Origin of the sequence: Mycobacterium sp., from assembly GCF_052144515.1 — a bacterium.
Taxonomy (GTDB): Bacteria; Actinomycetota; Actinomycetes; order Mycobacteriales; family Mycobacteriaceae; genus Mycobacterium.
In genome coordinates, this window is sequence record NZ_JBKQQD010000489.1 from 1 (window position 1) to 26,591 (window position 26,591).

At 66.3% G+C, this 26,591-nt stretch carries 22 protein-coding genes and 1 pseudogene; 19 read left to right on the forward strand and 4 right to left on the reverse strand.

Features of this window, described 5'->3' with window-relative positions; genetic code table 11:
- On the forward strand, positions 1 to 567 hold a 567-nt coding region (clpP2, locus tag ACLP9N_RS32950), incomplete at its 5' end, for an ATP-dependent CLP protease proteolytic subunit ClpP2 (RefSeq protein ID WP_442411321.1).
- A 56-nt stretch (positions 568 to 623) separates the two neighbouring features.
- Here the strand turns inward: clpP2 and mmuM are convergent.
- A pseudogene (gene mmuM / locus ACLP9N_RS32955) lies at positions 624 to 1,458 on the reverse strand (homocysteine S-methyltransferase).
- Between the two features lie 295 nt (positions 1,459 to 1,753).
- Here mmuM and clpX point away from each other — a divergent pair.
- The 17 genes from clpX (at position 1,754) to proB (ending at position 22,966) form a co-directional block, all read left to right on the forward strand.
- Complete coding sequence (clpX, locus tag ACLP9N_RS32960) at positions 1,754 to 3,034, forward strand: ATP-dependent Clp protease ATP-binding subunit ClpX (protein WP_442411322.1); 1,281 nt, start codon at positions 1,754 to 1,756, stop codon at positions 3,032 to 3,034.
- A 283-nt stretch (positions 3,035 to 3,317) separates the two neighbouring features.
- On the forward strand, positions 3,318 to 5,273 hold the full coding sequence (locus ACLP9N_RS32965; RefSeq protein ID WP_442411342.1) for a 2-oxoacid:acceptor oxidoreductase subunit alpha: 1,956 nt from the start codon (positions 3,318 to 3,320) through the stop codon (positions 5,271 to 5,273).
- Positions 5,274 to 5,321: 48 nt separating this feature from the next.
- The gene (locus ACLP9N_RS32970; RefSeq protein ID WP_442411323.1) at positions 5,322 to 6,416 is read left to right on the forward strand and encodes a 2-oxoacid:ferredoxin oxidoreductase subunit beta; all 1,095 of its coding nucleotides are present in this window, start codon (positions 5,322 to 5,324) and stop codon (positions 6,414 to 6,416) included.
- A 1-nt stretch (position 6,417) separates the two neighbouring features.
- Positions 6,418 to 7,014, forward strand: coding sequence for a molybdenum cofactor guanylyltransferase (gene mobA / locus ACLP9N_RS32975; protein WP_442411324.1), 597 nt, complete (start codon positions 6,418 to 6,420; stop codon positions 7,012 to 7,014).
- A 926-nt stretch (positions 7,015 to 7,940) separates the two neighbouring features.
- On the forward strand, positions 7,941 to 8,456 hold the full coding sequence (locus ACLP9N_RS32980) for a transglycosylase family protein (protein ID WP_442411325.1): 516 nt from the start codon (positions 7,941 to 7,943) through the stop codon (positions 8,454 to 8,456).
- Between the two features lie 91 nt (positions 8,457 to 8,547).
- Positions 8,548 to 9,804, forward strand: coding sequence for a saccharopine dehydrogenase family protein (locus ACLP9N_RS32985; RefSeq protein WP_442411326.1), 1,257 nt, complete (start codon positions 8,548 to 8,550; stop codon positions 9,802 to 9,804).
- 92 nt (positions 9,805 to 9,896) lie between these two features.
- Positions 9,897 to 10,490 carry a DUF937 domain-containing protein gene (locus ACLP9N_RS32990; protein WP_442411327.1) on the forward strand — a complete coding sequence of 198 codons (594 nt, stop codon included), beginning with the start codon at positions 9,897 to 9,899 and terminating at the stop codon, positions 10,488 to 10,490.
- 141 nt (positions 10,491 to 10,631) lie between these two features.
- Positions 10,632 to 11,249, forward strand: a complete 618-nt coding sequence (locus ACLP9N_RS32995; protein WP_442411328.1) for a LysM peptidoglycan-binding domain-containing protein — start codon at positions 10,632 to 10,634, stop codon at positions 11,247 to 11,249.
- 65 nt (positions 11,250 to 11,314) lie between these two features.
- Positions 11,315 to 13,966, forward strand: a complete 2,652-nt coding sequence (locus tag ACLP9N_RS33000; protein ID WP_442411329.1) for a valine--tRNA ligase — start codon at positions 11,315 to 11,317, stop codon at positions 13,964 to 13,966.
- Complete coding sequence (folC, locus tag ACLP9N_RS33005) at positions 13,963 to 15,432, forward strand: bifunctional tetrahydrofolate synthase/dihydrofolate synthase (protein WP_442411330.1); 1,470 nt, start codon at positions 13,963 to 13,965, stop codon at positions 15,430 to 15,432. Before ACLP9N_RS33000 ends, folC begins: the two co-directional genes overlap by 4 nt.
- The gene (locus ACLP9N_RS33010; RefSeq protein ID WP_442411331.1) at positions 15,429 to 15,797 is read left to right on the forward strand and encodes a DUF4233 domain-containing protein; all 369 of its coding nucleotides are present in this window, start codon (positions 15,429 to 15,431) and stop codon (positions 15,795 to 15,797) included. Before folC ends, ACLP9N_RS33010 begins: the two co-directional genes overlap by 4 nt.
- Positions 15,798 to 15,847: 50 nt before the next feature.
- On the forward strand, positions 15,848 to 16,258 hold the full coding sequence (gene ndk, locus ACLP9N_RS33015) for a nucleoside-diphosphate kinase (protein WP_442411332.1): 411 nt from the start codon (positions 15,848 to 15,850) through the stop codon (positions 16,256 to 16,258).
- 341 nt (positions 16,259 to 16,599) lie between these two features.
- Positions 16,600 to 19,470, forward strand: coding sequence for an Rne/Rng family ribonuclease (locus tag ACLP9N_RS33020; protein ID WP_442411333.1), 2,871 nt, complete (start codon positions 16,600 to 16,602; stop codon positions 19,468 to 19,470).
- 286 nt (positions 19,471 to 19,756) lie between these two features.
- Entirely contained in the window at positions 19,757 to 20,068 is a 312-nt protein-coding gene (gene rplU, locus ACLP9N_RS33025; protein WP_442411334.1) for a 50S ribosomal protein L21, read from the forward strand.
- 13 nt (positions 20,069 to 20,081) lie between these two features.
- Positions 20,082 to 20,348, forward strand: a complete 267-nt coding sequence (rpmA, locus tag ACLP9N_RS33030; protein ID WP_442411335.1) for a 50S ribosomal protein L27 — start codon at positions 20,082 to 20,084, stop codon at positions 20,346 to 20,348.
- Positions 20,349 to 20,396: 48 nt separating this feature from the next.
- Positions 20,397 to 21,854, forward strand: a complete 1,458-nt coding sequence (gene obgE / locus ACLP9N_RS33035) for a GTPase ObgE (RefSeq protein ID WP_442411336.1) — start codon at positions 20,397 to 20,399, stop codon at positions 21,852 to 21,854.
- Complete coding sequence (gene proB / locus ACLP9N_RS33040) at positions 21,851 to 22,966, forward strand: glutamate 5-kinase (protein WP_442411337.1); 1,116 nt, start codon at positions 21,851 to 21,853, stop codon at positions 22,964 to 22,966. Before obgE ends, proB begins: the two co-directional genes overlap by 4 nt.
- Here the strand turns inward: proB and ACLP9N_RS33045 are convergent.
- The 3 genes from ACLP9N_RS33045 to ACLP9N_RS33055 are packed head-to-tail and all read right to left on the reverse strand — an operon-like array spanning position 22,959 to position 24,569.
- Positions 22,959 to 23,378 (reverse strand): DUF5313 domain-containing protein, encoded by a 420-nt coding sequence (locus ACLP9N_RS33045; protein ID WP_442411338.1) that lies wholly within the window; start codon positions 23,376 to 23,378, stop codon positions 22,959 to 22,961. The two genes, proB and ACLP9N_RS33045, sit on opposite strands and share 8 nt — an antisense overlap.
- Positions 23,379 to 23,386: 8 nt before the next feature.
- A complete protein-coding gene (locus ACLP9N_RS33050; RefSeq protein ID WP_442411339.1) occupies positions 23,387 to 23,875 on the reverse strand; it encodes a MarR family winged helix-turn-helix transcriptional regulator in 489 nt (162 codons plus the stop codon).
- A gap of 55 nt (positions 23,876 to 23,930) precedes the next feature.
- Positions 23,931 to 24,569, reverse strand: a complete 639-nt coding sequence (locus tag ACLP9N_RS33055; protein ID WP_442411340.1) for a TetR/AcrR family transcriptional regulator — start codon at positions 24,567 to 24,569, stop codon at positions 23,931 to 23,933.
- Positions 24,570 to 24,660: 91 nt separating this feature from the next.
- Here ACLP9N_RS33055 and ACLP9N_RS33060 point away from each other — a divergent pair, with 91 nt between their 5' ends.
- A complete protein-coding gene (locus ACLP9N_RS33060) occupies positions 24,661 to 25,929 on the forward strand; it encodes a cytochrome P450 (protein ID WP_442411341.1) in 1,269 nt (422 codons plus the stop codon).
- Positions 25,930 to 26,591: the final 662 nt, after the last annotated feature.

The window sequence follows — 26,591 nt, forward strand, 5'->3', positions numbered from 1 at the left end:
GTCAAGGAGTCCAACCCCTATAACAAGCTGTTCGAGGAACGCATCATCTTCCTCGGCGTGCAGGTCGACGACGCGTCGGCGAACGACATCATGGCGCAGCTGCTGGTGCTGGAGTCGCTGGACCCCGACCGTGACATCACCATGTACATCAACTCCCCAGGCGGCGGGTTCACCTCGCTGATGGCGATCTACGACACCATGCAGTACGTGCGCGCCGACATCCAGACGGTGTGTCTGGGCCAGGCCGCGTCGGCCGCGGCGGTGCTGCTGGCCGCCGGAACGCCGGGTAAGCGGATGGCGCTGCCCAACGCGCGGGTGCTGATTCACCAACCTTCGCTGTCCGGCGTGATCCAGGGTCAGTTCTCCGATCTGGAGATCCAGGCCGCCGAGATCGAGCGGATGCGCACGCTGATGGAGACCACGCTGGCCCGCCACACTGGGAAGGACGCCGCGGTGATCCGTAAGGACACCGACCGGGACAAGATTCTGACCGCCGCAGACGCCAAGGACTACGGGATCATCGACACCGTTCTGGAGTACCGGAAGCTCTCGGTGCAGACGGCCTAAGCCTTTCGCCGAGCGTGAACTGGCGGCGAGTTTTCGCGATTTTTTTGACCGTGGTTTCACGCTCGGCGCAAGTCGGTCGACGCGATGGCTGCGATATCTGCGGGTCCCACTCGGCAGCAGCCGCCGACGATGCGTGCGCCCGCTGAAACCCACCGCGCGGCCAGCTCGGCCGAAAAACGCGACGGGCCGGTCCAGGCCCGTCGCTCCCAATGTTCTCCGCTGTTGGGTAGACGATCACCGGCTTGTCAATAACACAAGCAATGCCAATCTCGTCGACCCCGGCGGCCACCGCGAAAGCCTCGGTGAGTGGTTGTCCGGCGCGGGTCCGCGTCCCGTCGATGGTGTAGCTGAGCCAGGCCGGCACGCCGACCGAACGCACCAGGGTGACCAGGGCCTCGGCCTCGTCGACATCGGGCACGGTTTCCAGGGCGAGCACGTCCGCGCCGGCCGCGGCCAATACCTCCAGCCAGCGGCCCCGACGCCTCAAGCCACCGGGCCAATTCCGCGACGGACAGGCCGTACCGTCCGCGATATTCGGACCCGTCCGCCAGCGCGGCCCCGTATGGACCGACCGAGGCGGCCACCCACGCGTCGCGCACGCCCACCTCGTCGCACGCCGCCTTGGCGAGTTCGACGCTGCGGTGCAGCATCGCACCCACACCGTCTGGACCGATCCCGCGCACGCCCCTCGAACGACGCCTGGTAGCTTGCGGTCGTCGCGATTATGGCACCGGCGCGGAAGTAGGCGGCGTGCACCGCGACGATCTCCTGCGGGGCATCCGCCAGCAGTCGCGCCGACCACAGCGGGTCGGACAGATCATGACCGCGCGCCTCGAGCTTGGTGGCCAGGCCGCCATCGCTGATCAGCACGGATTCGCGAGGTACGGCCAATCCCACAGCGCCACTGTAAGGTGATTGTCCGGGGAGCTACACGCGTGAGACGGGCCCATGGCCTCGGTCGCGTTACAGCCGCGACACGCCAAAGACACGGATTGCGCGTCTCAGCCAGTGCTGGGAGCGATCGCGCTATATCTTCATTCACACGGAAAGGCAGTGAATACCCCGAAATACCACTGACGCGATTCGGCGCTAATGGTCGCGTCGGGCCCGAGAAAGCGGGTAGCGTCGGAGATTACACGCGGCACGGTAAGACGAACGGCGAACAGGAAGTAGGCCCTGAAGCATCATGGCGCGCATAGGAGACGGTGGTGATCTGCTGAAGTGCTCGTTCTGCGGGAAGAGCCAGAAGCAGGTCAAGAAGCTTATTGCGGGCCCCGGTGTGTACATCTGCGATGAGTGCATCGACCTGTGTAACGAGATCATCGAAGAGGAGCTCGCCGACGCCGACGACGTCAAGCTTGACGAACTGCCCAAGCCCGCTGAGATCCGGGAATTCCTGGAGGGGTATGTCATCGGGCAGGACACCGCCAAGCGGACGCTGGCCGTCGCGGTCTACAACCACTACAAGCGGATCCAGGCCGGCGAGAAGGGCCGCGACTCCCGGTACGAGCCGGTCGAGCTGACCAAGTCCAACATCTTGATGCTCGGGCCCACCGGCTGCGGTAAGACCTATCTGGCCCAAACGCTGGCCAAGATGCTAAACGTGCCCTTCGCCATCGCCGACGCCACCGCGCTGACCGAGGCCGGTTACGTCGGTGAGGACGTCGAGAACATCCTGCTCAAACTCATCCAGGCCGCCGACTACGACGTCAAGCGCGCCGAAACCGGCATCATCTACATCGACGAGGTCGACAAGATCGCCCGCAAGAGCGAGAACCCGTCGATCACCCGCGACGTCTCCGGCGAGGGTGTGCAGCAGGCTCTGCTGAAGATTCTGGAAGGCACCCAGGCATCGGTTCCCCCGCAAGGCGGCCGCAAGCACCCGCACCAGGAGTTCATCCAGATCGACACCACCAACGTGCTGTTCATCGTCGCGGGTGCCTTCGCCGGCCTGGAGAAGATCATCTACGAGCGGGTCGGCAAGCGCGGTCTGGGCTTCGGCGCTGAGGTCCGCTCCAAGGCCGAGATCGACACCACCGACCACTTCGCCGAAGTGATGCCCGAGGACTTGATCAAGTTCGGCTTGATCCCCGAGTTCATCGGGCGGCTTCCGGTGATCGCCTCGGTCACCAACCTGGACATGGAGTCGTTGGTCAAGATCCTGTCCGAGCCGAAGAACGCTTTGGTCAAGCAGTACACCCGGCTGTTTGAGATGGACAGCGTGGAGCTGGAGTTCAGCGACGACGCGCTGGAAGCGATCGCCGACCAGGCGATCCACCGCGGCACCGGTGCCCGGGGCCTACGCGCCATCATGGAAGAGGTCCTGCTGCCCGTGATGTATGACATCCCGAGCCGCGACGACGTCGCCAAAGTGGTGGTCACCAAGGAGACCGTGCAGGACAACGTGCTGCCAACGATCGTGCCGCGCAAGCCGTCCCGCACCGAGCGCCGCGACAAGAGCGCGTAGCTAGGTCTGGGTCCCAACGCGTGGAATCCGGAAGGATTCGGCGAAAGTGACCAATACCACAGTTTTCGCCGGTGGTCGACCCCACCCCTCGGCTGAGAGTTGTTTTACCAGCTAAACAGTGGTGTGGGCGGGGTCCGGAGACGGCCATACACCCTACTGAAAAGTGCCATAATCGGTACCGCCAGTGACATGAAACCTGAAGGCGGGGGAGCCACTCCGACGGCGCGTTAACCTGAATCTGCAGCGCGGAGTGCCTGTCCTGAGACAGATGGAAGGCGAAGACGTGGATCCGAATGGCAGCGAAGCCGGGTCAGAGTCTCGTAGCGGTGTGCCTAGTGCCGGGTCAGATCGGCAGCGCCTGGAAAATGTCGTCATCCGTTTCGCCGGAGACTCCGGCGACGGGATGCAGCTGACCGGCGACCGGTTCACGTCGGACGCAGCGCTTTTCGGCAATGACCTGGCGACCCAGCCGAATTACCCCGCCGAGATCCGCGCCCCCGCAGGCACCCTGCCGGGCGTCTCGTCCTTCCAGATTCATATCGCCGATTACGACATCCTGACCGCCGGTGACCGGCCAGACGTGCTTGTCGCGATGAACCCCGCCGCGTTGAAGGCCAACATCGGCGACTTACCACGCGGCGGCATGGTGATCGCCAACTCCGACGAGTTCACCAAGCGCAACCTCACGAAGGTGGGCTACGTAACCAACCCGCTGGAGACCGACGAGCTCGAAGAGTACGTCGTGCACTCGGTCCCGATGACCACCCTCACCCTGGGCGCCGTCGAGACCATCGGCGCGTCAAAGAAAGACGGCCAGCGCGCCAAGAACATGTTTGCGCTGGGCCTGTTGTCATGGATGTACGGACGGCCGATCCAGGCCAGTGAGAACTTCATCAGGGAGAAGTTCATCCGCAAGCCCGACGTCGCCGAGGCCAACGTCCTCGCCCTCAAGGCCGGCTGGAACTACGGCGAAACCACCGAGGCTTTCGGCACCACCTACGAGGTGTCCAAGGCCTCGCTGCCGGCCGGCGAGTATCGGCAGATCTCCGGCAACACCGCACTGGCCTACGGCATCGTCGCGGCGGGTCAGCTGGCGAACATTCCGGTCGTGCTCGGCAGCTATCCGATCACGCCTGCGTCGGACATCCTGCACGAGCTGTCCAAGCACAAGAACTTCAACGTGATCACCTTCCAGGCCGAGGACGAGATCGGCGGCATCTGCGCTGCCATCGGCGCCTCCTACGGTGGCGCGCTGGGCGTCACCAGCACGTCGGGCCCGGGCATTTCGCTGAAGTCCGAAGCGCTCGGGCTCGCTGTGATGACCGAGTTGCCGCTGCTCGTCATCGACGTGCAGCGGGGCGGGCCGTCGACCGGCCTGCCCACCAAGACCGAGCAGGCCGACCTGCTGCAGGTGCTGTATGGCCGCAACGGTGAGTCACCGGTGGCAGTGCTGGCGCCGCGGTCCCCTTCCGACTGCTTCCAGACCGCCCTCGAGGCGGTTCGCATCGCCGTCTCCTACCACACCCCCGTGATCGTGTTGTCCGACGGCTCCATCGCCAACGGCTCGGAGCCGTGGCGAATCCCGGACGTCAGTGACCTGCCGCCCATCAAGCACACCTTCGCCAAACCGGACGAGCCCTTCGAGCCCTATGCGCGTGACCCCGAGACGCTGGCTCGCCAATTCGCTGTTCCGGGCACCCCCGGTCTAGAACACCGCATCGGCGGGCTGGAAGCGGCCAACGGCTCCGGCGACATCTCCTACGAGCCCATCAACCACGACCTGATGGTTCGGATACGCCAGGCCAAGATCGACGGGATCCGCGTTCCCGATCTGGAGGTCGACGATCCGACCGGAGACGCCGAGCTGCTGCTGATCGGGTGGGGCAGTACCTACGGCCCGATCGGCGAAGCGTGCCGGCGCGCGCGGCGAAAGGGCATCAAGGTTGCGCACGCGCATCTGCGGCACCTCAGCCCCTTCCCCGCGAACCTGGGCGACGTGCTGCGGCGTTACCCACAGGTGGTGTGCCCCGAGATGAATTTGGGTCAGCTGGCGCTGGTGCTGCGCGGCAAGTACCTGGTCGACGTGCAGTCGGTCAGCAAGGTTCAGGGCGTCTCGTTCCTGGCCGACGAGGTGGGGCGCGTCATCCGCGCCGCGCTGGGCGGCACGCTGGCCGAAATCGAGCAAGACAAGGCGATGGTTGCCAGAATGGCGGCAGCGACGGTGGGGGCGAACGCATGACACGCGCAGCGACGATGCAGAGCGAAGCGATGAGGAGGAGCGGCGCTGATGTCTAGCGTGATCGGCGGCGATCTAGCGGGCACAGACCTCGGTTTGACCCCGAGGTTGCGGAAGAACGACGGGGTGCCCACGACGGACGAGCAACTCAAGGGCAAGGACTTCACCAGCGACCAGGAGGTCCGCTGGTGCCCCGGCTGCGGTGACTACGTCATCCTCAACACCATCCGCAACTTCCTGCCCGATCTCGGGCTGCGCCGCGAGAACATGGTGTTCATCAGCGGTATCGGCTGCTCCAGCCGGTTTCCGTACTACCTGGAGACCTACGGCTTCCACTCGATCCACGGTCGCGCCCCGGCCATCGCCACCGGTCTGGCGCTTGCGCGCGACGATCTGTCGGTATGGGTGGTCACCGGTGACGGTGACTCCCTGTCGATCGGCGGCAACCACCTGATCCACGCGCTGCGCCGCAATGTCAACATCACGATCCTGCTGTTCAACAACCGGATCTACGGGCTGACCAAGGGGCAGTACTCGCCCACGTCGGAGGTCGGCAAGATCACCAAGTCGACGCCGATGGGATCGCTGGACCACCCGTTTAACCCGGTGTCGTTGGCGCTGGGCGCCGAGGCAACCTTCGTCGGCCGCGCGCTGGACTCCGATCGCAACGGACTGACCGAGGTGCTGCGCGCCGCCACCGAGCATCGCGGCGCCGCCGTGGTCGAAATCTTGCAGGACTGCCCGATTTTCAACGACGGCTCCTTCGACGCGCTGCGCAAGGAGGGCGCCGAAGAGCGGGTGATCAAAGTCCGTCACGGTGAGCCGATCGTGTTCGGCGCCAACGGCGACTACTGCGTGGTGAAGTCCGGCTTCAGCCTGGAAGTGGCCAAGACCGCCGACGTCGCCGTTGAAGAGATCGTCGTGCACGACGCGCACACCGACGACGCGACCTACGCGTTCGCGCTGTCCCGGCTGTCCGACCAGAACCTCGACCACACCGTGCTGGGAATCTTCCGGCACATCAGTCGACCCACCTACGACGACGCGGCCCGCTCTCAGGTGCGCGCCGCCCAGTCGTCGACCGCCTCGGACTCCGCTGCGCTGCAATCGCTTTTGCGTGGGCGTGACACCTGGACCGTCGACTGACGTGGCGGAATCCATGCCGGACAGAGTGTCACTTGCCGGGGTCGTGCTGGCTGGAGGTGAATCGCGGCGCATGGGCCGCGATAAAGCCACCCTGCCGGTGCCTGGGGGAACCACCACCATGGTCGAACACGTGGCCGGGATCATCGGCCAGCGCTGCGAGCCGGTTTTCGTGATGGCGGCCCAGGGCCAGCCGCTGCCTGCGCTGCCGGCTGCTCGCATCATGCGCGACGAGTCGCGCTCTCAGGGGCCGTTACCGGCGACCGGGCGGGGGTTGCGTGCCGCCGCCGAGGCCGGTGCCCGGCTCGCGTTCGTTTGCGCCGTCGACATGCCGCTGGTGACAGCCGATTTGATCGACGAGCTCGTCCGCCTGGCCGTCGAGACCAATGCTGAAGTGGTCTCGCCGTGGGACGGTCGCAGCCACTTCCTGGCGGCGGTGTATCGCACCGACCTGGCCGACCGGATCGAAAGGCTGGTTGCCGCCGGGGAGCGCCGAATGAGCGCCCTGATCGACGCCTCCGACGCTCAGCAGATCGTGCTGTCGGATTCTCGCCCACTGACCAACGTCAACACCACTGCGGACCTGCAGACCCTGGCGTAGCCCGGATCTTGACGGGCGCTGCGTTAATTCAGCGCGGCCAAGTTATTTCGATATTTAGCGAATCAATATTTGTATCGTGTATCCACTGCAAATTCTGGCATTTAAGACTTTTTAATTTCGGCTCGAAATGGCTACGACTTCGCGGACCAGTGCCGTACCGTATTATGTTGGGGCAGCAGCGGTTTGGTGCATAACTCGCGCTTAAACTTGTTTCTGGCAAACCTGATTAGGCCAACCTACGAGCCCGTTCTGGTCGCGTGGGATCGTCGCCAGGGGCCACAGTGGCCGCCGCGTTCTGGCTGACGTTCGCTACCCCCGATAGCGTGCGGTTGCCGCGTGGCTCGTGCTTGCTTTGGATCAAACACGTTGTGAAGCTGAGTATTTGGACGACCTAGCGGATTCGGCCCGCGTTGGCTCGAAGCGGGGTGAGGTCGGGCCGACGAGGCTGTCCGAAGACCGGCCCAGCGTCCACGGTGTTACGCGCACGGCAAAATCCGTGGTCCACGTCACAAAATTACCGTGATTCGGCTCACGATTATGCGGCGGAGCCGAAACATTGGCGTGACCCAAGAATGCGCTGTTGACCTGCAATGACCATTCTGCGACCGGGCCGTGATCGGACCGTTATAGAAGCGAACGCCCGTTTATCCAAGGTGACGAATTGATTGCGGTCTCGTACCGTCCGTACATAGCCCGACACCCCGGGCAAAAAATTGAATCCACGGACCCGCGTGTGAGCGGGGCTGCGGACGGCTAACGCTTGAGGAGCCGCCGCGGCCGGCGGTAGCAGCCGCCGGGCAGATCTGACCCCCGCTGCCGTGCCAGAACGAGATGGCACGTCCCAAAGCTGCAATCCCGCATGGACAAAGCACCCAACCCACACCTCGTGGGCTGGCTTAGGCGCGCGCCCCGCGAAAGGAACAAAGTTGAAGAAGGTTCGTAAGACGCTCATCGTGGCCGCGGTCACCGGGACGCTCGTGACTGTGCCCGGCAGCGCGACCGCTTATGCGGAAGCGACGGGCCTCGACCCCAATGTGGCCCCCGCAGACCCCGGCCCGGACGCCGCGCCGCCGGCCCCGGCCCCGGTGGGCTTTGACCCGAACGTTCCGCCCCCGCCGCCGGACGCTCCGCCGCCGCCTCCTGCGCCGGCGGGCGACCCGAACGTTCCCCCGCCGCCGCCCGCTCCGGACGCCCCGCCCGTTCACCGGGCGTACAGCGTGAACTGGGACGCCATCGCTCGGTGTGAGTCCGGCGGTAACTGGGGGATCAGCACCGGTAACGGCTTCTCAGGCGGTTTGCAGTTCACCCCGAGCACGTGGCGGGCCAACGGTGGCTCCGGATCGGCGAACAGCGCCAGCCGTGAGGAGCAGATCCGGGTGGCCGAGAACGTCTTGCATTCGCAGGGCATCGGCGCCTGGCCGGTCTGCGGCCGGCGTGGCTGACCAACCGCAATACGGAACGTGCAGGGCCGTTGGCCCGGCACGTTCCTGTGGGCCGATTCGACGCTGACTCTCGGGGAGTAGCGTCGGGCCGGTGACCGCAACACCGCGCGAATTCGACATCGTCTTGTACGGGGCAACCGGTTTCGTGGGGAAGCTGACCGCGGATTACCTCGCCCAGGCCAGCGGGGATGCACGGATCGCCCTGGCCGGTCGCTCCACCGAACGTTTGCGCGCCGTTCGTGACACCCTCGGCGAATCGGCGCAGTCCTGGCCGCTTGTGGCCGCAGACGCGGCATCGCCGTCGACGCTGAATGAGATGGCCGCGCGGACGCAAGTCGTCGTCACCACCGTCGGGCCCTACACGCGCTACGGGCTACCGCTGGTGGCCGCGTGCGCGGGCGCGGGCACCGATTACGCCGACCTGACCGGCGAATCGCCCTTCATCCGCAGCAGCATCGACCTCTACCACAAGCAGGCCGTCGACACCGGCGCCCGTATCGTGCACTCCTGCGGATTCGACTCCGTCCCTTCGGATCTGAGTGTCTACGCGCTCTACCGGGCGGCGGGCGAGGCAGGCGCCGGCGAGCTCGCCGACACCGACTTCGTGGTGCGCTCCATGTCGGGTGGGCTATCCGGGGGCACCATCGCGTCGTTGCTGGAAGTGCTGCACACGGTCTCCAGTGACCCCGACATGCGTCGTCAGTTCGCCGATCCGTACACGCTGAGCCCCGACCGCGGCGCCGAACCCGAACTCGGCGCTCAGCCCGATCTGCCGTGGCGGCGTGGTCGTCAGATCGCGCCGGAACTGAGCGGTGTGTGGACGGCCGGGTTCATGATGGCGCCGGCCAACACCCGGATCGTGCGCCGCAGCAACGCACTGTTGCACTGGGCGTACGGGCGGCGGTTCCGGTACAGCGAGAGCATGAGCCTGGGGTCGTCCGTCGCGGCGCCGGTGGCGTCGGCGGTCGTCAACGGGGTCGGCAACGTGATGTCCGGACTCGGCAGTCGCTATTTCCGGCTACTGCCACGTGGACTGGTGGAGCGTGTCGTTCCCAAACCCGGTACGGGCCCGAGCGCGGCGGCCCGAGAGCGCGGCTACTACCGCACCGAGACCTACACCACCACGACCACTGGCGCCCGGTATGTGGCGCGCATGGCGCAGGACGGCGATCCGGGGTACAAGGCGACCTCGGTGCTCCTGGGCGAGTGTGGTCTTGCGCTGGCGTTCGACCGTGACAAGCTCTCCGACCTGCGTGGTGTGCTGACTCCCGCGTCCGCAATGGGTGACGCACTGCTGGCGCGGTTCCCGGCCGCGGGCGTATCGCTGCAGACCGAGCAATTGGTTTGACCCTCATGCGACAACGCCTTTCGGAGGAGAGCGCATGAGTCTAGTGTCGTAGTCGACTCGCCTGAACATCCCAGCGACGAAGGTGGACACCGATGGCCGGTCTTGACGATCTCTACTCCCAAATTCCCACTTCTGAAATCGCAACCAAGCTCGGAGTCGACGAAGGCGAAGTCGATAGCGCGGTCCACACCTTGGTGCCGGTCCTGCTCGGCGGACTGCAGCACAACTCGCAAGATCCCGAGCACGCCAGCAGGATCGAATCTGCGGCCAGCAGTCACGCCGCCCGTGGGCTGCTCGACGTCGGTGGGGGTGTCGACCAGGCCGGCGAGAGCGACGGGCAGCAGGCGGTCGCGGCGCTGTTCGGCGGCAATGACACCGACCAGGTCGCGGCGGCGCTGGCCAAGGGCGGCGCCGGCAATAGCGACCTGCTCAAGCGGTTGCTGCCGATCCTGCTGCCAATGGTGTTGGCGTACATCGGCAAGCAGCTCAGCCCCGATGGCGCGCAGACCACAACCGCGCAGAAAAAGGAGGAAGCCTCCGGCGGCGGCCTGGGCGAGATCCTGGGCAGCATCCTCGGTGGGGGTTCCGGCGACAAGTCCCTCGGCGGCGTCCTCAACAGCGTGCTCAGCGGCAAGGGCGGTGCGCTCGGCGAAATCCTCGGCGGCCTGCTAGGCGGCAAGAAATAGCCTGCGCCGCACCCCATTTGGAGTGTTCATGCGCAGTTTCCGGGCGGCTTCTATTTGCGTCGAGAATGGGAAAAGGCATCTGGGGCATGCCGGCCCCAATGGGTAACGATAAGGATCTAGAGGAATCGAGAGGAATAAGCTATGTCAGACACGCTTACCGAAGGACAAAAACTCGTCCGGGGCGAATCGATCGCCTCGAACAACGGGGCGTATACCCTGACCCTGCAAGACGACGGCAACCTCGTGCTGGCCTCCCGCGGTCAGGCCCTATGGGCCACGTCGACCAGCGGCCAGGATGTGGTCCGCGCTGAAGTGCAGCCCGACGGCAACTTCGTCCTCTACACAACGGACAAGCCGATCTGGCACACCGACACCAAAGGCAAGAAGAACGTCAAGCTCGTGCTTCAAGACGATCGCAACCTGGTGCTTTACGCCGCCGACGGACCGGCCTGGTCGACGCACACCGGGACCGATGCCCCGCCGCCGCCCGAGCCCGAGGCCGCTCCTGAATCAGCGCCGGAATCAGCCACCGCCGACGGGCCCGCCGTCGAAGCCACCGAAGAGGCTGCTGTCGAGGAAGCCACCCCAGAGCCAGCGCCGGAGCCCGCGCGGACTTACACCGTCGTCTCCGGTGACACTCTGTGGGCCATCTCGGAGCGCTTCTATGGCGACGGCAACAAGTACCAGGTGATCGCCGACGCCAGCGGTGTCGCCAATCCTGACTTGATCTTTCCGGGCCAGGTGCTCACGATTCCCTGATCTTCTACAGATCTCGAGCTTCGGGCGCCTACGCGCCCGTAAGTGGCGGTTCCTAGAATTGAGCGGTGACCGCCAGCCGCAGCTCTGCCGCCGACCTGCTGCCCAAATCGTGGGATCCGGCCGCGATGGAGAGTGCGATCTACCAGAAGTGGCTGGAAGCGGGCTACTTCGCCGCGGACCCGGCCAGTGCCAAACCCGCGTATTCGATCGTGCTGCCGCCACCGAACGTCACCGGCAGCCTGCACATGGGCCACGCGCTGGAGCACACGATGATGGACGCCCTGACCCGCCGCAAGCGGATGCAGGGTTATGAGGTGCTGTGGCAGCCGGGCATGGACCATGCGGGTATCGCGACTCAGAGCGTGGTGGAAAAGCAACTCGCGATCGACGGCAAGACCAAAGAGGACTTCGGCCGTGAGCTGTTCGTCGACAAGGTGTGGGACTGGAAGCGGGAATCTGGCGGTGCCATCGGTGGTCAGATGCGCCGGCTCGGCGACGGAGTGGACTGGAGCCGCGACCGGTTCACCATGGACGAGGGCCTGTCGCGCGCGGTGCGAACGATCTTCAAGAGGCTCTACGACGCTGGACTGATCTATCAGGCCGAGCGGCTGGTCAACTGGTCACCGATACTTCAGACGGCGATCTCGGACCTCGAGGTCAACTACCTCGAGGTCGACGGCGAACTGGTGTCGTTCCGGTACGGCTCGCTCGACGATTCGCAACCCCACATCGTGGTCGCCACCACCCGGGTCGAGACGATGCTGGGCGACACCGCGGTCGCGGTGCACCCCGACGACGAACGCTATCGCCACCTGGTCGGCACCTCTCTGCCGCACCCCTTCATCGACCGGCAGCTCATCATCGTTGCCGACGAGCATGTTGACCCCGAATTCGGTACCGGTGCAGTCAAAGTCACGCCCGCCCACGACCCGAACGACTTCGAAATCGGGCTGCGGCACCAGTTGCCGATGCTCTCGATCCTGGACACCAAGGGCCGCATCGTCGATACCGGAACGCAATTCGACGGCATGGACCGCTTCGAGGCTCGGGTCGCGGTGCGCGAGGCTCTGGCCGCGCAGGGTCGGGTTGTCGAAGAGAAGCGGCCGTATCAGCACAGCGTCGGACATTCCGAGCGCAGCGGCGAGCCGATCGAGCCACGGCTGTCGCTGCAATGGTGGGTTCGGGTGGAATCGCTGGCCAAGGCCGCCGGCGACGCGGTGCGCAACGGGGACACCGTGATTCACCCCGCCAGCCTGGAACCGCGCTGGTTCTCCTGGGTCGACGACATGCACGACTGGTGCATCTCCCGACAGCTGTGGTGGGGTCATCGCATCCCGATCTGGTACGGGCCCAACGGCGAGCAGGTGTGCGTCGGCCCAGACGAGACGCCTCCGGACGGCTGGGAACAAGACCCCGATGTGCTGGACACCTGGTTCTCGTCGGCGCTGTGGCCGTTCTCCACGCTGGGCTGGCCGGAAAAAACTCCGGAATTGGAAAAGTTCTATCCGACAAACGTTTTGGTGACCGGCTACGACATCCTGTTCTTCTGGGTAGCGCGGATGATGATGTTCGGCACCTTCGTCGGCGGCGACGACGCGATCACGCTCGGCGGCCGCCGCGGCCCGCAGGTGCCGTTCACCGACGTGTTCCTGCACGGGCTGATCCGTGACGAGTCCGGCCGAAAGATGAGCAAATCCAAGGGAAACGTCATCGACCCGCTGGACTGGGTGGAGATGTTCGGAGCCGACGCGCTGCGGTTCACGCTGGCCCGCGGCGCCAGCCCCGGCGGTGACCTGGCCGTCGGCGAGGATGCCGTGCGGGCGTCGCGCAATTTCCTTACCAAGCTGTTCAATGCCACCCGGTTCGCGCTGCTCAACGGTGCGAGCCCGGCGCCGCTGCCCGAACTCGCTGACCTGACCGACGCCGATCGCTGGATCCTGGGACGGCTGGAAGAGGTTCGCGCCGAAGTGGATTCGGCCTTCGACGTATACGAGTTCAGCCGCGCCTGCGAGGCGCTTTACCACTTCGCGTGGGACGAGTTCTGCGACTGGTACGTCGAGCTCGCCAAGACGCAGCTCGCCGACGGGCTGACGCACACCACCGCGGTGCTGGCCACGGCACTGGACACGCTGCTGCGGCTGCTGCACCCCGTGATCCCGTTCATCACCGAGGCGCTGTGGCAGGCGCTGACCGGGGCAGAGTCGCTGGTGATCGCCGACTGGCCAAAACCCGCCGGGATCAGTCTGGATCCGGTTGCCGCGCAACGAATCACGGACATGCAAAAGCTGGTGACCGAGGTCCGCCGCTTTCGCAGCGATCAAGGTCTGGCCGATAGGCAGAAGGTGCCGGCCCGGCTGGCCGGCATTGCCGAAGCCGATCTGAACACCCAGGTGGCCGCGGTGACGTCGCTGGCCTGGCTCACCGCAGGCGGCGAGGACTTCCGTCCGTCGGCGTCGGTGGAGGTGCGCCTGAGCGCCGGTACGGTCGTCGTCGAACTCGACACCTCGGGCACCATCGATGTGGCCGCCGAGCGTCGCCGCCTGGAAAAGGATTTGGCCGCAGCGCAAAAGGAATTGGCGTCGACCGCCGCGAAATTGGACAACGCGGACTTTCTGGCCAAGGCCCCGGAAGCCGTCGTCGGCAAGATCCGCGACCGCCAGCGGGTGGCCCAGGAGGAAACCGACCGGATCACCGCCAGACTGGCTGCGCTGCAGTGACTTTCGAGCCTTATGAGCCGGCCGGGCCGGCCGAGGAAGTTCCCACCCCGGACGAGATCGCGTCCCTGCTACAGGTTGAGCATCTGCTGGACCAACGCTGGCCGGAAACGAAAATCGAGCCGAGCCTGACCCGGATCAGCGCGTTGATGGACCTGCTCGGCTCACCGCAACTCGCCTACCCGTCGATCCACATCGCGGGTACCAACGGTAAGAGCTCGGTGGCGCGGATGGTCGACGCGCTGGTGACCGCGCTGCAGCAGCGCACCGGCCGGACCACCAGCCCGCACCTGCAGTCGGCCGTCGAACGCATCGCGATCGACGGAAAACCGATCAGCCCGGCGCAGTACGTGGCGACGTACCGGGAGATCGAGCCGTTCGTGCAGATGGTCGATGCGCAGTCGCAGTCCGACGGGGGCCCGGCGATGAGCAAATTCGAGGTCCTCACCGGGATGGCGTTCGCCGCGTTCGCGGATGCTCCCGTCGACGTGGCGGTGGTCGAGGTTGGCCTGGGCGGGCGTTGGGACGCGACCAACGTGATCAACGCAGCGGTGGCCGTCATCACACCGATCAGCGTCGACCACGTGGAATACCTCGGCGCCGACATCGGCGGGATCGCCGGGGAGAAGGCGGGAATCATCCACAAGGCGGCCGACGGTTCCCCGGACACCGTCGCGGTCATCGCAGGTCAGGTGCCGGCGGCGATGGAGGTGCTGTTGGCGCAGTCGGTGCGCGCCGACGCCGCGGTCGCCCGCGAGGATTCCGAGTTCACGGTGCTGGGCCGCCAAGTCGCGATCGGTGGCCAGTTGCTGCAACTGCAAGGCCTGGGCGGGGTGTACTCCGATATCTACCTGCCCCTGCATGGCGAACACCAGGCGCACAACGCGGTGCTGGCACTGGCCGCCGTCGAGGCCTTCTTCGGCGCCGGCGCACAACGTCAGCTCGACGTGGACGCTGTCCGGGCCGGTTTCGCCGCCGTCATCAGCCCCGGTCGGCTGGAGCGCATGCGCAGCGCACCGACCGTGTTCATCGACGCCGCGCACAATCCGGCCGGGGCGGCCGCGCTGGCGCAGACGCTGGCCGGCGAGTTCGACTTCCACACCCTGGTCGGGGTGATCAGCGTGATGGCCGACAAGGACATCGACGGCATCCTCGCGGCGCTCGAGCCGGTGTTCGATTCCGTTGTCGTGACCCACAACGGGTCGCCGCGGGCGCTGGATGTCGAGTCGCTGGCGTTGGCCGCAGGGGAGCGGTTCGGACCCGACCGGGTGATTACCGCCGAGAACCTGCGCGACGCCGTCGACGCCGCCACCGCACTGGTCGACGACGCCGCCTTCAAGGGGCCAGTGGGGCCGGATGGGGAGGCCTTTGGGGAGGGTCCGATGCTTTCCGGCGCCGGGATCGTCATCACCGGTTCGGTCGCCACGGCCGGGGCCGCCCGCACCCTGTTCGGACGTGATCCGCAATGACCCAGGACCAGCCTCCGACTGCCCCTTCGGATCCTTGGAAGAGCTTCAGCGGGGTGATGGCCGCGACGTTGATGCTGGAGGCGATCGTGGTGCTGCTGGCAATACCGGTGGTCGGCGCGGTTGGCGGCGGGCTGACGGCGGTGTCGCTGGGCTATCTGATCGGGCTGGCCGTGCTGCTGATCCTGCTTACCGGGCTACAGCGCCGGCCCTGGGCGATCTGGGTGAACTTGGCAGCACAAGTGGCGGTGCTCGCCGGCTTTGCGCTGTACCCGGGCGTGGGATTCATCGGTTTGCTGTTCACCGGAGTGTGGGCCCTGATCGCCTATCTCCGGTCTGAAGTCCGGCACAGGCAGCAAGAGCGGTAGGAACACGGGCTTTCGCCGCCGGACTGAGCTGATTCTGTACGCTGTGCGCCGTGACCGAACGGACCCTGGTATTGATCAAGCCGGACGGCGTCGAGCGACAGCTGATCGGCGAGATCATCAGCCGTATTGAGCGAAAGGGCCTCAAGATCACGGCGCTGGAGCTCAGGCAGGTGAGCCAGGAGCTGGCCAGCCGACATTACGCCGAGCATGAAGGCAAACCATTCTTTGGATCGTTGCTGGAGTTCATCACTTCGGGACCGGTGGTGGCGGCGATCGTGGAGGGGCCACGAGCCGTCACGGCGGTTCGCCAACTGGCCGGAGGCACGGACCCCGTGGAGAAGGCCACACCCGGCACGATCCGGGGGGATTTCGGGTTGGAAACGCAGTTCAATTTGGTGCACGGGTCCGACTCGACCGAGTCGGCCCAGCGCGAGATCGCGCTCTGGTTTCCCGGCGTTTAGGGCGAGGGCGAGCGGGGCGCGAGCGCCCGTCCGCGGGGCATCCGCATCACGGGCGAGTGGGCGCGGCCTGTGGTATGGGATACTGACCCAGGGTGAACGTCGCCGGACCGGCTTCGGACCGGCTAAGGACACCCGAATGAAGACTCTGACAAGCGCGACAATCGTTCATCCCGCGATCTGGCGCGGCATGTCAAGCCCTCATTCAGCACGGCGCCGAGTGGGTTCTCAATGAGCTGCTCGGGGTGAGACCATCACAAGCCCGGGAGAAGTGACCCGGGCACATAGTGAAGCCCTCGCGTGGCCGCGTCGAATGGACGCGCCCGGGGGCTTGAGGAGAATACGTGGTAGACGGTGCCCCAACTTCAGACCCAGCAAAAGAGCCGACACAGCACGAGGAACTGCCGGACCGCCTGAGAGTCCACTCGCTGGCACGAACGCTGGGAACCACCAGCAAGCGGGTGCTGGACGCGCTCAGCGAACTGGACGGACGAATCCGAAGCGCGCATTCCACCGTGGACCGTGTCGACGCGGTCCGGGTGCGCGATCTGCTGGCCGCCCAACCTGACGCCCCTGACGTCATGGCCGAGCCCGCCCCGCCGGGCGCGCCCGAGGAACCGGAATCCCGGTTGATGCTGGAGACCACGATCGAGCGGCCGACATACATGCCGCTATTCGTTGCGCCGCAACCGCGACAGGTGGACGAGGACACCGAAGACGATGCTGCGGAGGACGTCGACGAGTCGGATGCCGAGGACGACGACGAAGAGCAGGCCGATCGGCCGGCCAACCGCCGGCGGCGTCGCGGCCGTCGCGGTCGTGGCAGGGGACGTGGCGAACAGGCCGGATCCGACGGCCAGGGCGACGGAGCCGACACAGACGAAACGGAACGGAAGACCAAGGACTCCGCCGAATCCGAAGAGGCCGAAGGGTCAGACTCGGCCGATGCCGATGACAGCGATTCCGAAGACGACGGCGACGATGAGAACGGCTCGGCGGAGGCCGCTAATAAGCGCCGCCGTCGGCGGCGGCGGCGCAAGTCCGGCTCGGGCGACGACAACGACGACGGTCCGGCGCCCGACGATCCGCCCAACACCGTGGTGCACGAGCGGGCGCCGCGCTCCGGCAAATCCGGTGGTGACAATGGTGGCTCCAACGGGACGGCCGGCGCCGAGATCAAAGGCATCGATGGCTCTACCCGGCTGGAGGCCAAGCGCCAACGCCGCCGGGACGGACGCGACGCCGGACGGCGCCGCCCACCGATATTGACCGAGGCCGAATTCTTGGCTCGCCGCGAAGCGGTCGAGCGGGTGATGGTGGTGCGCGACAGGGTCCGCGCCGAGCCACCCCACCCGGGTGCGCGGTACACCCAGATCGCGGTGCTCGAGGACGGCATCGTCGTCGAGCACTTCGTCACCTCCGCCGCTTCTGCTTCCCTCGTGGGCAACATTTACCTGGGCATCGTGCAGAACGTGCTGCCGTCGATGGAGGCGGCCTTCGTCGACATCGGTCGTGGCCGCAACGGCGTGCTCTACGCCGGAGAGGTCGACTGGGAAGCCGCGGGGCTGGGCGGGTCCGACCGCAAGATCGAACAGGCCCTCAAGCCCGGCGATTACGTCGTGGTCCAGGTCAGCAAGGATCCGGTCGGCCACAAGGGCGCGCGGCTCACCACGCAGGTGTCACTGGCCGGCCGCTACCTGGTCTATGTGCCGGGCGCGTCGTCGACCGGGATCAGCCGCAAGCTGCCCGACACCGAACGGCAGCGGCTCAAGGAGATCCTGCGCGACGTGGTGCCGTCCGACGCCGGCGTGATCATCCGGACCGCATCGGAGGGTGTCAAAGAGGATGACATCCGCACCGACGTCACCCGCCTGCAGGAGCGCTGGCAGCAGATCGAGGCCAAGGCGACCGAGACTCAGGAGAAGGCTGCCGGCGCCGCGGTGTCGCTGTACGAAGAGCCCGACGTGTTGGTCAAGGTCATCCGCGACCTGTTCAACGAGGACTTCGCCGGCCTTATCGTCTCCGGCGATGAGGCCTGGAACACCATTAATGACTATGTGAACTCCGTTGCACCCGACCTGGTTTCGAAGCTGACAAAATACGAACCCGCCCAGGGCCCGGATGAGCAGACCGGACCGGACGTCTTCGCGGTGCATCGCATCGACGAGCAACTCGCCAAGGCGATGGACCGCAAGGTGTGGCTGCCGTCGGGCGGCACGCTGGTGATCGACCGTACCGAGGCCATGACGGTGATCGACGTCAACACCGGCAAGTTCACCGGGTCCGGGGGCAACCTCGAGCAGACGGTCACCAAGAACAACCTCGAGGCGGCCGAGGAGATCGTGCGCCAGCTGCGGCTGCGTGACATCGGCGGCATCGTGGTCGTCGACTTCATCGACATGGTGCTGGAATCCAACCGCGACCTGGTGTTGCGTCGGCTGACCGAGGCGCTGGCCCGCGACCGCACCCGCCACCAGGTGTCCGAGGTGACCTCGCTGGGCCTGGTGCAGCTGACCCGCAAGCGGCTGGGGACCGGGCTGATCGAGGCGTTCTCGACGTCATGCCCCAACTGCGGCGGCCGCGGGATCCTGCTGCACACCGACCCGGTCGATTCGACCGCGGCGACCGGGCGCAAGTCCGAGTCCGGCAGCCGGCGCGGCAGGCGGTCGAAGAAGAAGTCCGACGAGCCCTCCGAGCAGCCCGTTGTGGCCAAAGTGCCCGCTCACGCTCCCGGCGAGCATCCGATGTTCAAGGCAATGGCCGCGGGCTCGTCCACGGTGGCCGATCGCGATGAGGACGACTCCGCCGAGTCCGACGAAGCGGTCGAGGAAGCCACCGCCGAAGCCGAAGAACAGACGGTCGATCAGGTTCCCGCCGACCTGGAGGACACCGACCAGGACGACTTCGAAGACAGCGAAGAGGACACCGAAGATGCCGACGAGCTCGACGAGGACTCCGAGGACGACGACGACCTCAGTGATGATGACGAGGACCTCGACGACGATGACGACGAGGACCTCGACCTGGACGACGACCTCGACCTCGAGGATTCCGACTCCGATGAGGACTCCGACGATGACGATTCGGACTCCGAGACCGACATAGAGGTGTCTGCGGGCGCCGGCGTCGCGATCGACACCGGCTCGTCCTTCGAACGCCCGCGCCGGCGGCGCGCGGCGGGCAGGCCGGCAGGCCCGCCGATCCACGTGGACTGAACAGGCCTAGTCACTCGGGTCACTTGGGTCACTCTGGCCATTCTGGCTCCCGCGGCGAAACGGTGGACAAAAGGCCACGTCCGGACCTTCGGTAACCGCGTGGCAGATGTGGCGGTTTGACCCTGTAGCCGCTGGTCACGTACCCTTGCACAGTTGTCGTCAGGCTGAGCGCCGAGAGTTCGGCCGGCGAGCGGGACACAGGGCCCGCGCCCAAGACCCACCACGCGCGCGGCCGGTGGCACGCGCGCGAACCCATAACGGCTGGCAGAAAGAGGCAGGAGCAACGATGGCGACCTACGCAATCGTCAAGACCGGCGGCAAGCAGTACAAGGTCGCCGTCGGAGACGTGGTCAAGGTCGAGAAGCTCGAATCCGAGCCCGGAGCCAAGGTATCGCTGCCGGTAGCCTTGGTCGTCGACGGCGCCAAGGTCACCACCGACGCCCAGGCGCTGGCCAAGGTCGCGGTGACCGGCGAGGTGCTCGAGCACACCAAGGGCCCCAAGATCCGTATCCACAAGTTCAAGAACAAGACCGGCTACCACAAGCGGCAGGGGCACCGTCAGCAGCTGACGGTCCTCAAGGTCACCGGCATCAAGTAGCGAGGCGACAGACATGGCACACAAAAAGGGCGCTTCCAGCTCGCGCAACGGCCGCGATTCCAACGCTCAGCGGCTGGGCGTCAAGCGGTTCGGGGGCCAGCTCGTCAAGGCCGGCGAGATCCTGGTCCGCCAGCGCGGCACCAAGTTCCATCCGGGCGTCAACGTCGGGCGCGGCGGCGATGACACGTTGTTCGCCAAGGCGACCGGGGCGGTGCAGTTCGGCGTCAAGCGCGGACGCAAGACCGTCAACATCGTCGCGGCCGGACAGACCACCGACTGAGCTCGGACCGAGCGCAGCGAATGTATACGTAGCGCTCCGCTAAGCACCATGCCTCGGTTTGTCGATCGCGTCGTCATCCACGCGCGGGCGGGTTCCGGCGGTAACGGTTGCGCTTCGGTCCATCGCGAGAAATTCAAGCCGCTGGGCGGCCCCGACGGCGGCAACGGCGGGCGCGGCGGCAGCATCGTCTTCGTCGTCGACCCCGCGGTGCACACCCTGCTCGACTTTCATTTCCGCCCGCACGTCACCGCGCCGTCAGGCAAGCAGGGGATGGGCAACAACCGCGACGGCGCCGCCGGCGCGGACCTGGAGGTCAAGGTGCCCGATGGCACCGTCGTACTGGACGAAAACGGCCGGCTCCTGGCCGACCTGGTCGGAGCGGGCACGCGGTTTGAAGCCGCCGCGGGCGGCCGGGGCGGCCTGGGCAACGCCGCGCTCGCGTCGCGCGCACGCAAGGCGCCCGGCTTTGCACTGCTCGGCGAGCCGGGCCAGGCCCGCGACCTGGCGTTGGAACTCAAGACCGTCGCCGATGTCGGCCTGATCGGGTTCCCGTCCGCCGGAAAATCCTCGCTGGTATCGGTGATTTCGGCGGCCAAACCCAAGATCGCCGACTATCCATTCACCACGCTGGCTCCCAACCTCGGCGTCGTCTCGGCGGGGGAGCACACCTTCACGGTGGCCGACGTGCCCGGCCTGATCCCGGGTGCATCGGCGGGCCGCGGCCTGGGCCTGGATTTTCTGCGGCACATCGAGCGGTGCGCGGTGCTGGTACATGTCGTCGACTGCGCCACCGCCGAGCCGGGCCGTGACCCGATCTCCGACATCGACGCGCTGGAAGCCGAACTCGCGGCCTATACCCCCACCCTGCAAGGCGATGCGGCACTCGGTGACCTCGCCGCGCGGCCTCGGGCGGTGGTGCTCAACAAGATCGACGTGCCGGAGGCCCGCGAGCTCGCCGAGTTCGTCCGTGACGACATCATCGCCTCGCGCGGCTGGCCGGTGTTCTGTGTGTCGACGGTCACGCGAGAAGGCCTGCAGCCCTTGATCTTCGGGCTGTGGCAGATGGTCGAGACCTACAACGCCGCGCGCCCTGAGGCGGTGCCGCGCCGGCCGGTGATTCGCCCGGTGCCCGTCGACGAGAGCGGATTCACCGTCGAGCCGGACGGACAGGGTGGCTTCGTCGTCACCGGTGTACGGCCCGAACGATGGGTCGGCCAGACAAACTTCGACAACGACGAAGCCGTCGGCTATCTCGCCGACCGCCTGGCGCGCCTGGGCGTCGAAGACCAACTACTGCGCCTGGGTGCACAACCGGGGTGCGCGGTGACCATCGGCGACATGACCTTCGACTGGGAGCCGCAGACGCCCGCGGGACAGCAGGCCTCGTTGTCGGGCCGGGGCACCGATGCGCGGCTGGAGCGCAGCGATCGCATCGGGGCCGCCGAGCGCAAGGCGGCCCGGCGGCGCCGCCGCGAACACGGTCCCGAACATGATGGGGCCTCGTGAGCGAGCACCGAGAAGCCGTCCGCACCGCGCGCAGCCTCGTCGTCAAGGTCGGGACCAACGCACTGACCACGCGAAAGGGGATGTTCGACGCCGGCCGGCTGGCCGGACTCGCCGACGCGATCGAGGCGCGGATGAAGGCCGGCACCGACGTCGTCATCGTTTCTTCGGGCGCCATCGCCGCCGGCATCGAGCCGCTCGGATTATCCCGTCGCCCAAAGGATCTGGCGACCAAGCAGGCCGCCGCCAGCGTCGGGCAGGTCGCTCTGGTGAATTCGTGGAGCGCCGCGTTCGCCCGGTACGGTCGCACGGTCGGGCAGGTGCTGCTGACCGCGCACGACATCTCGATGCGGGCGTCCCACACCAACGCCCAGCGCACGCTGGACCGGCTGCGCGCGCTGCACGCGGTGGCGATCGTCAACGAGAACGACACGGTCGCCACCAACGAGATCCGGTTCGGTGACAATGACCGGCTTTCGGCGCTGGTGGCCCACCTGGTCGGCGCCGAAGCCCTGGTGCTGCTCTCCGATATCGACGGGCTCTACGACTCGGATCCGCGCAAGGTGCCGGGGGCGCGGTTCATACCGGAAGTGGGCGGGCCGGCGGATCTGAACGGCGTAGTCGCGGGTCGGGGCAGCGAGCTGGGCACCGGCGGGATGGTGTCGAAGGTGCCGTCGGCGCTGTTGGCCGCCGACGCCGGCGTGCCGGTGCTGTTGGCCGCTGCGACCGACGCCGCGAACGCGCTCAGCGACGCCTCGGTGGGCACGGTGTTTGCCGCGCGGCCGGACCGGATGTCGGCGCGCCGGTTCTGGCTGCGCTACGCCGCCGAAGCCGCCGGGTCGCTGACTCTCGACGAGGGTGCGGTGCGCGCCGTGGTCGGGCAACGCCGTTCGCTGCTGGCCGCGGGCATCACCGCGGTGTCAGGCCGGTTTTACGGCGGCGACGTGGTCGAATTGCTCGGGCCGGACTCGACGATGGTGGCCCGAGGTGTGGTCACTTATGACGCGGCCGAGCTCGCCACCATGATGGGCCGGTCGACCTCCGAGCTGCCCGACGAGCTGCGCCGGCCCGCCGTGCACGCCGACGACCTGGTCGCGGTGTCGGGGGTTAACTGAAGGGGTTGCTATTGGCCTGCCAGGCGGCCGATTCGGGGCGCGGCCCGTAACGGCGGATGTAGTCCTCGTGCATCTGGGCTTGTTTTTCCCGTTTGAGGACGTCGACCAGGTTCGGGTCGAGGCCATGCTGTGCCAGCCGGTGTCGACGCCAGACCTTGTTCAACGCAAGCGAGACCAGCAGCGCCCAGGCGTAGAGCGGCACCGTCATCTCGGTATGCACGTACAGCGAAGCGGGCAGCAGCCAGAACGGTGCGAGAACGAACAGCGGTGGTATCGCCCACCGGAACATGTGCCGGCGCACGGCTCCTTTGCCCGCCAGATCGTGAGCGACCCAGCTGCGCATCGAGTCAGGTAGGCACCGACCGTACGAGTAGGCGATGTACTGCCAAAGGTTGGGTTTGGTGCTGGTCATGGCTGCTCCTACTGCAATGCTCCGGCCGCCAGGGCGGCCGAGTTGATCCGGGTCAACACCTCATGCAGGTGCTGAAGTTCGTTCATGTCAACGCCCAGGCGTGCGACGACGGAGGGCGGAATCGCGAGCGCGCGCCGGCGCAGGGCGGCGCCGTCCTTGGTGAGGTCGACGTCGGTGGAGCGCTCGTCGACGGCGTTTCGGGTACGGGTGATCAGGCCGAGCGCCTCCAGGCGTTTCAGCATCGGCGACAGCGTGGCCGAATCCATCTGCAGCGTGGCCGCGATCTCCTTGACCGACAGCGGTTTGTGCTGCCCCGTTGACGCCTTCTCGTGATCCCACAGTGTCAGCATCACCAGATATTGCGGATGGGTCAGCCCCAACGGCTCCAACAACGGCCGATAGACCGCCAAGACGGCGCGGTTGGTGATGCTCAGCGCGAAACAGACCTGCCGTTCGAGGGCAAGCGGGTCGACCTCCGGTGCGGTCAGCGCAGTCACATTTCGTATCGTACCCTAATAGTTAGGACGCTATCTATATTGCGTTCGTCACAGGTCAGCACTCCGAAGCGGCCTTCAAATACAATGCACCCCAGACGATCTCGGCCAGTGTGGCGGCCAGTTCCGTGTCGTAGTCACGTGGTTTCGTCGGAAGGCTCTGGTGGCAAACCCTCTCGACCATCCAGGTCAGTGCGCTGGCCGTGGTGGCCGCCGGCAGCTCACGGCGGATCGAGCCATCGGCCTGGCCGTATTCGATGACCCGAGTTAGTCGCTGCGAGATGTCGGTGAGCAGATCCCGATACGTCGCCGCGACCGACGGGTCATAGGCCGCCATCTCGTTCAGCGCGACGAGTATCGGCTGATGGCGTCGGTAGTTGGCGATGATGCCGGCCATCGCGGCGCGGACGTCGTCCGGGTCGTGGCGCCAGGCCACTGCCCACCAGCGCTGCGCGCCGTCGGCGAGGTCGCCCATCACCTGGCGCGCAAGCCGGCGCAGCAGGTGGGCTTTGTCCTCGAAGTAGATATAGAAGCTGGCGCGAGAAATGCCCGCCTCGGTCGACAGCCGATCCACGCTGAGTTCGGTGAAACTGGCGCCCTCGCTCATCAGCCGCTCGGTGGCGTCCAGCAGCCGGCGTTCCATATGCTCTCGGCGCTGCTGGCGCGTCACCTGCGGCTTGCGGGTCACCGATGGCATACGCGCAGCATACCCCACGTTTCGACATATTGACTAGACAATATGTCTAGGAATAAAGTCGGGTTTTGTTCCGGTCTGTTGGAGGATTTTCATGACGGCGATGACAGGGATGTCTGGCACTGGTCGCGCTTACGACGCGATCGATTTGTCCTCGCGGGCGTTTTGGTCCACGACGGCGGCGGAGCGGGAGCGCTCGTTCGCCGAACTGCGCGCCGAGCGCCCGGTGAGCTGGCACCCTCCTGTCGAAGACGCCCTGATGCACGATCCCGACGACCGCGGTTACTGGGCGGTCACCCGCCGCTCCGACATCGCCGCGGTGAGCCGCAACAACGAGGTGTTCCTGTCCGGCAGGGGGGTGATGTTCGAGAACGTCCCCGTGGAGCTGCTCGAAGCGTCGCAGTCCTTCCTGGCGATGGACCCGCCGCGGCACACCAAGCTGCGCAAGGTGGTTAGCGCCGCATTCACCCCGAGGCAGGTCCGCCGCATCGAGGACTCGATCAACGCGAATGCCAAGACCATCGTCGAAGAGCTCAAAGCCGCCGGCAGCGGTGCCAATTTCGTCGAACTCTGCGCCAAGGAGCTGCCCATCCGCACGTTGTCGGACATGGCGGGCATCCCGGAATCCGAACGTGAGCGCGTCGCGCACGCCGCCGAGGTCGCCGTGTCCTGGGCCGACCCCGAATCGATGGACGGGCGTAATCCCCTGGAGGTGCTGATCGAGAATCAGCTGTATTTGCATCAGGTGGCCGGTGCACTCGCCGCGGAGCGCCGCGACCGTCCCGGTGACGACCTGTTTAGTGGGCTGGTGAACGCCGAGGTCGACGGTGACCGGCTCACCGACGCCGACGTGGCCGCGTTTTTCGTGTTGTTATCGGTGGCCGGCAACGACACCACTCGACAGACCATCAGCCATGCGCTCAAGGCGCTCACCGACTTTCCCGCCCAGCGGGCGTGGCTGTTGGAGGATTTCGACAACCGCATCGGCACCGCGGTCGAGGAGTTCGTCCGTTGGGCCACCCCGGTGATGACTTTCCGGCGCACGGCCGCAAGGGATTTCGAGCTCGCTGGGCAGACCATCCGGGCCGGCGAGAAGGTGGTCATGTTCTACTCGTCGGGCAACTGGGATTCCGAGGTGTTCGACGATCCGGACTGGTTCGACCTCAGCCGCAGCCCCAATCCTCATCTCGGCTTCGGCGGCGGCGGAGTGCACTTCTGCCTCGGAGCCCACGTCGCCCGCGCGCAACTGCGCGCATTCTTCGCAGAACTGTTGCGGCAGCTGCCGGAAATTCACGCCGGCGAGCCGGCATACGTTGCGGGCAACTTCATCCATGCCATCCGCAGCATGCCCTGCAGGTTTTGATCGGCGCGCGCAGGGCTATCGCCGGCAGCGCGTCGGACGTCGCTTCGAGAATCTTCCAAGAATCTGTCAAGGCGGTCGTCGGACGTTGGTGTCACGCACGTCGACACCAAGGAGAACGTAGTGTTCCGGACTCAGCAGTTGACCCATTTCGGCACCCCTGCCGTCGCAGCAGCACCCCAGATTCCGCCTGCTGCACCGGTCGGCAGCACATGGGCGCAGAGCAGTAACGACCCCTTCTTCATCGAGAGCAGCCCTGCCGCGATGGGTTACCGCTCCGCTCCGAGAGGCTTCGCTGGCGGTGGCGGCCGACGCGGCGGACGGCGCAGCCCTTAACGGCATTTGCGAATCTTCTCAATGGACGTTTGGCTTCGGTCACGTCTCGGTATGGCCTTGTCTTGGCCCTCACGCAAACGCGGACTACCACACGACAGGATGCCGAACCTGGCGGTGGGCCTGAGGTGCCGCTAGAAGCTGGCTGATCTACCGCGTCCAACGACCTATTGCAATGACCACCAATGGCATTCGGACTGCCAGTCGGAGGTTGTCCCGAGTTCCGTGGAACTTCGGTGGCGGTCCGGTGAGCATCAGGCTGCGCTCACCTGGTCATTGTGCACGACAGGTTCGGCGGTTTCGCGTTCGAGTGCAGCGCGGACTGTGGGTAG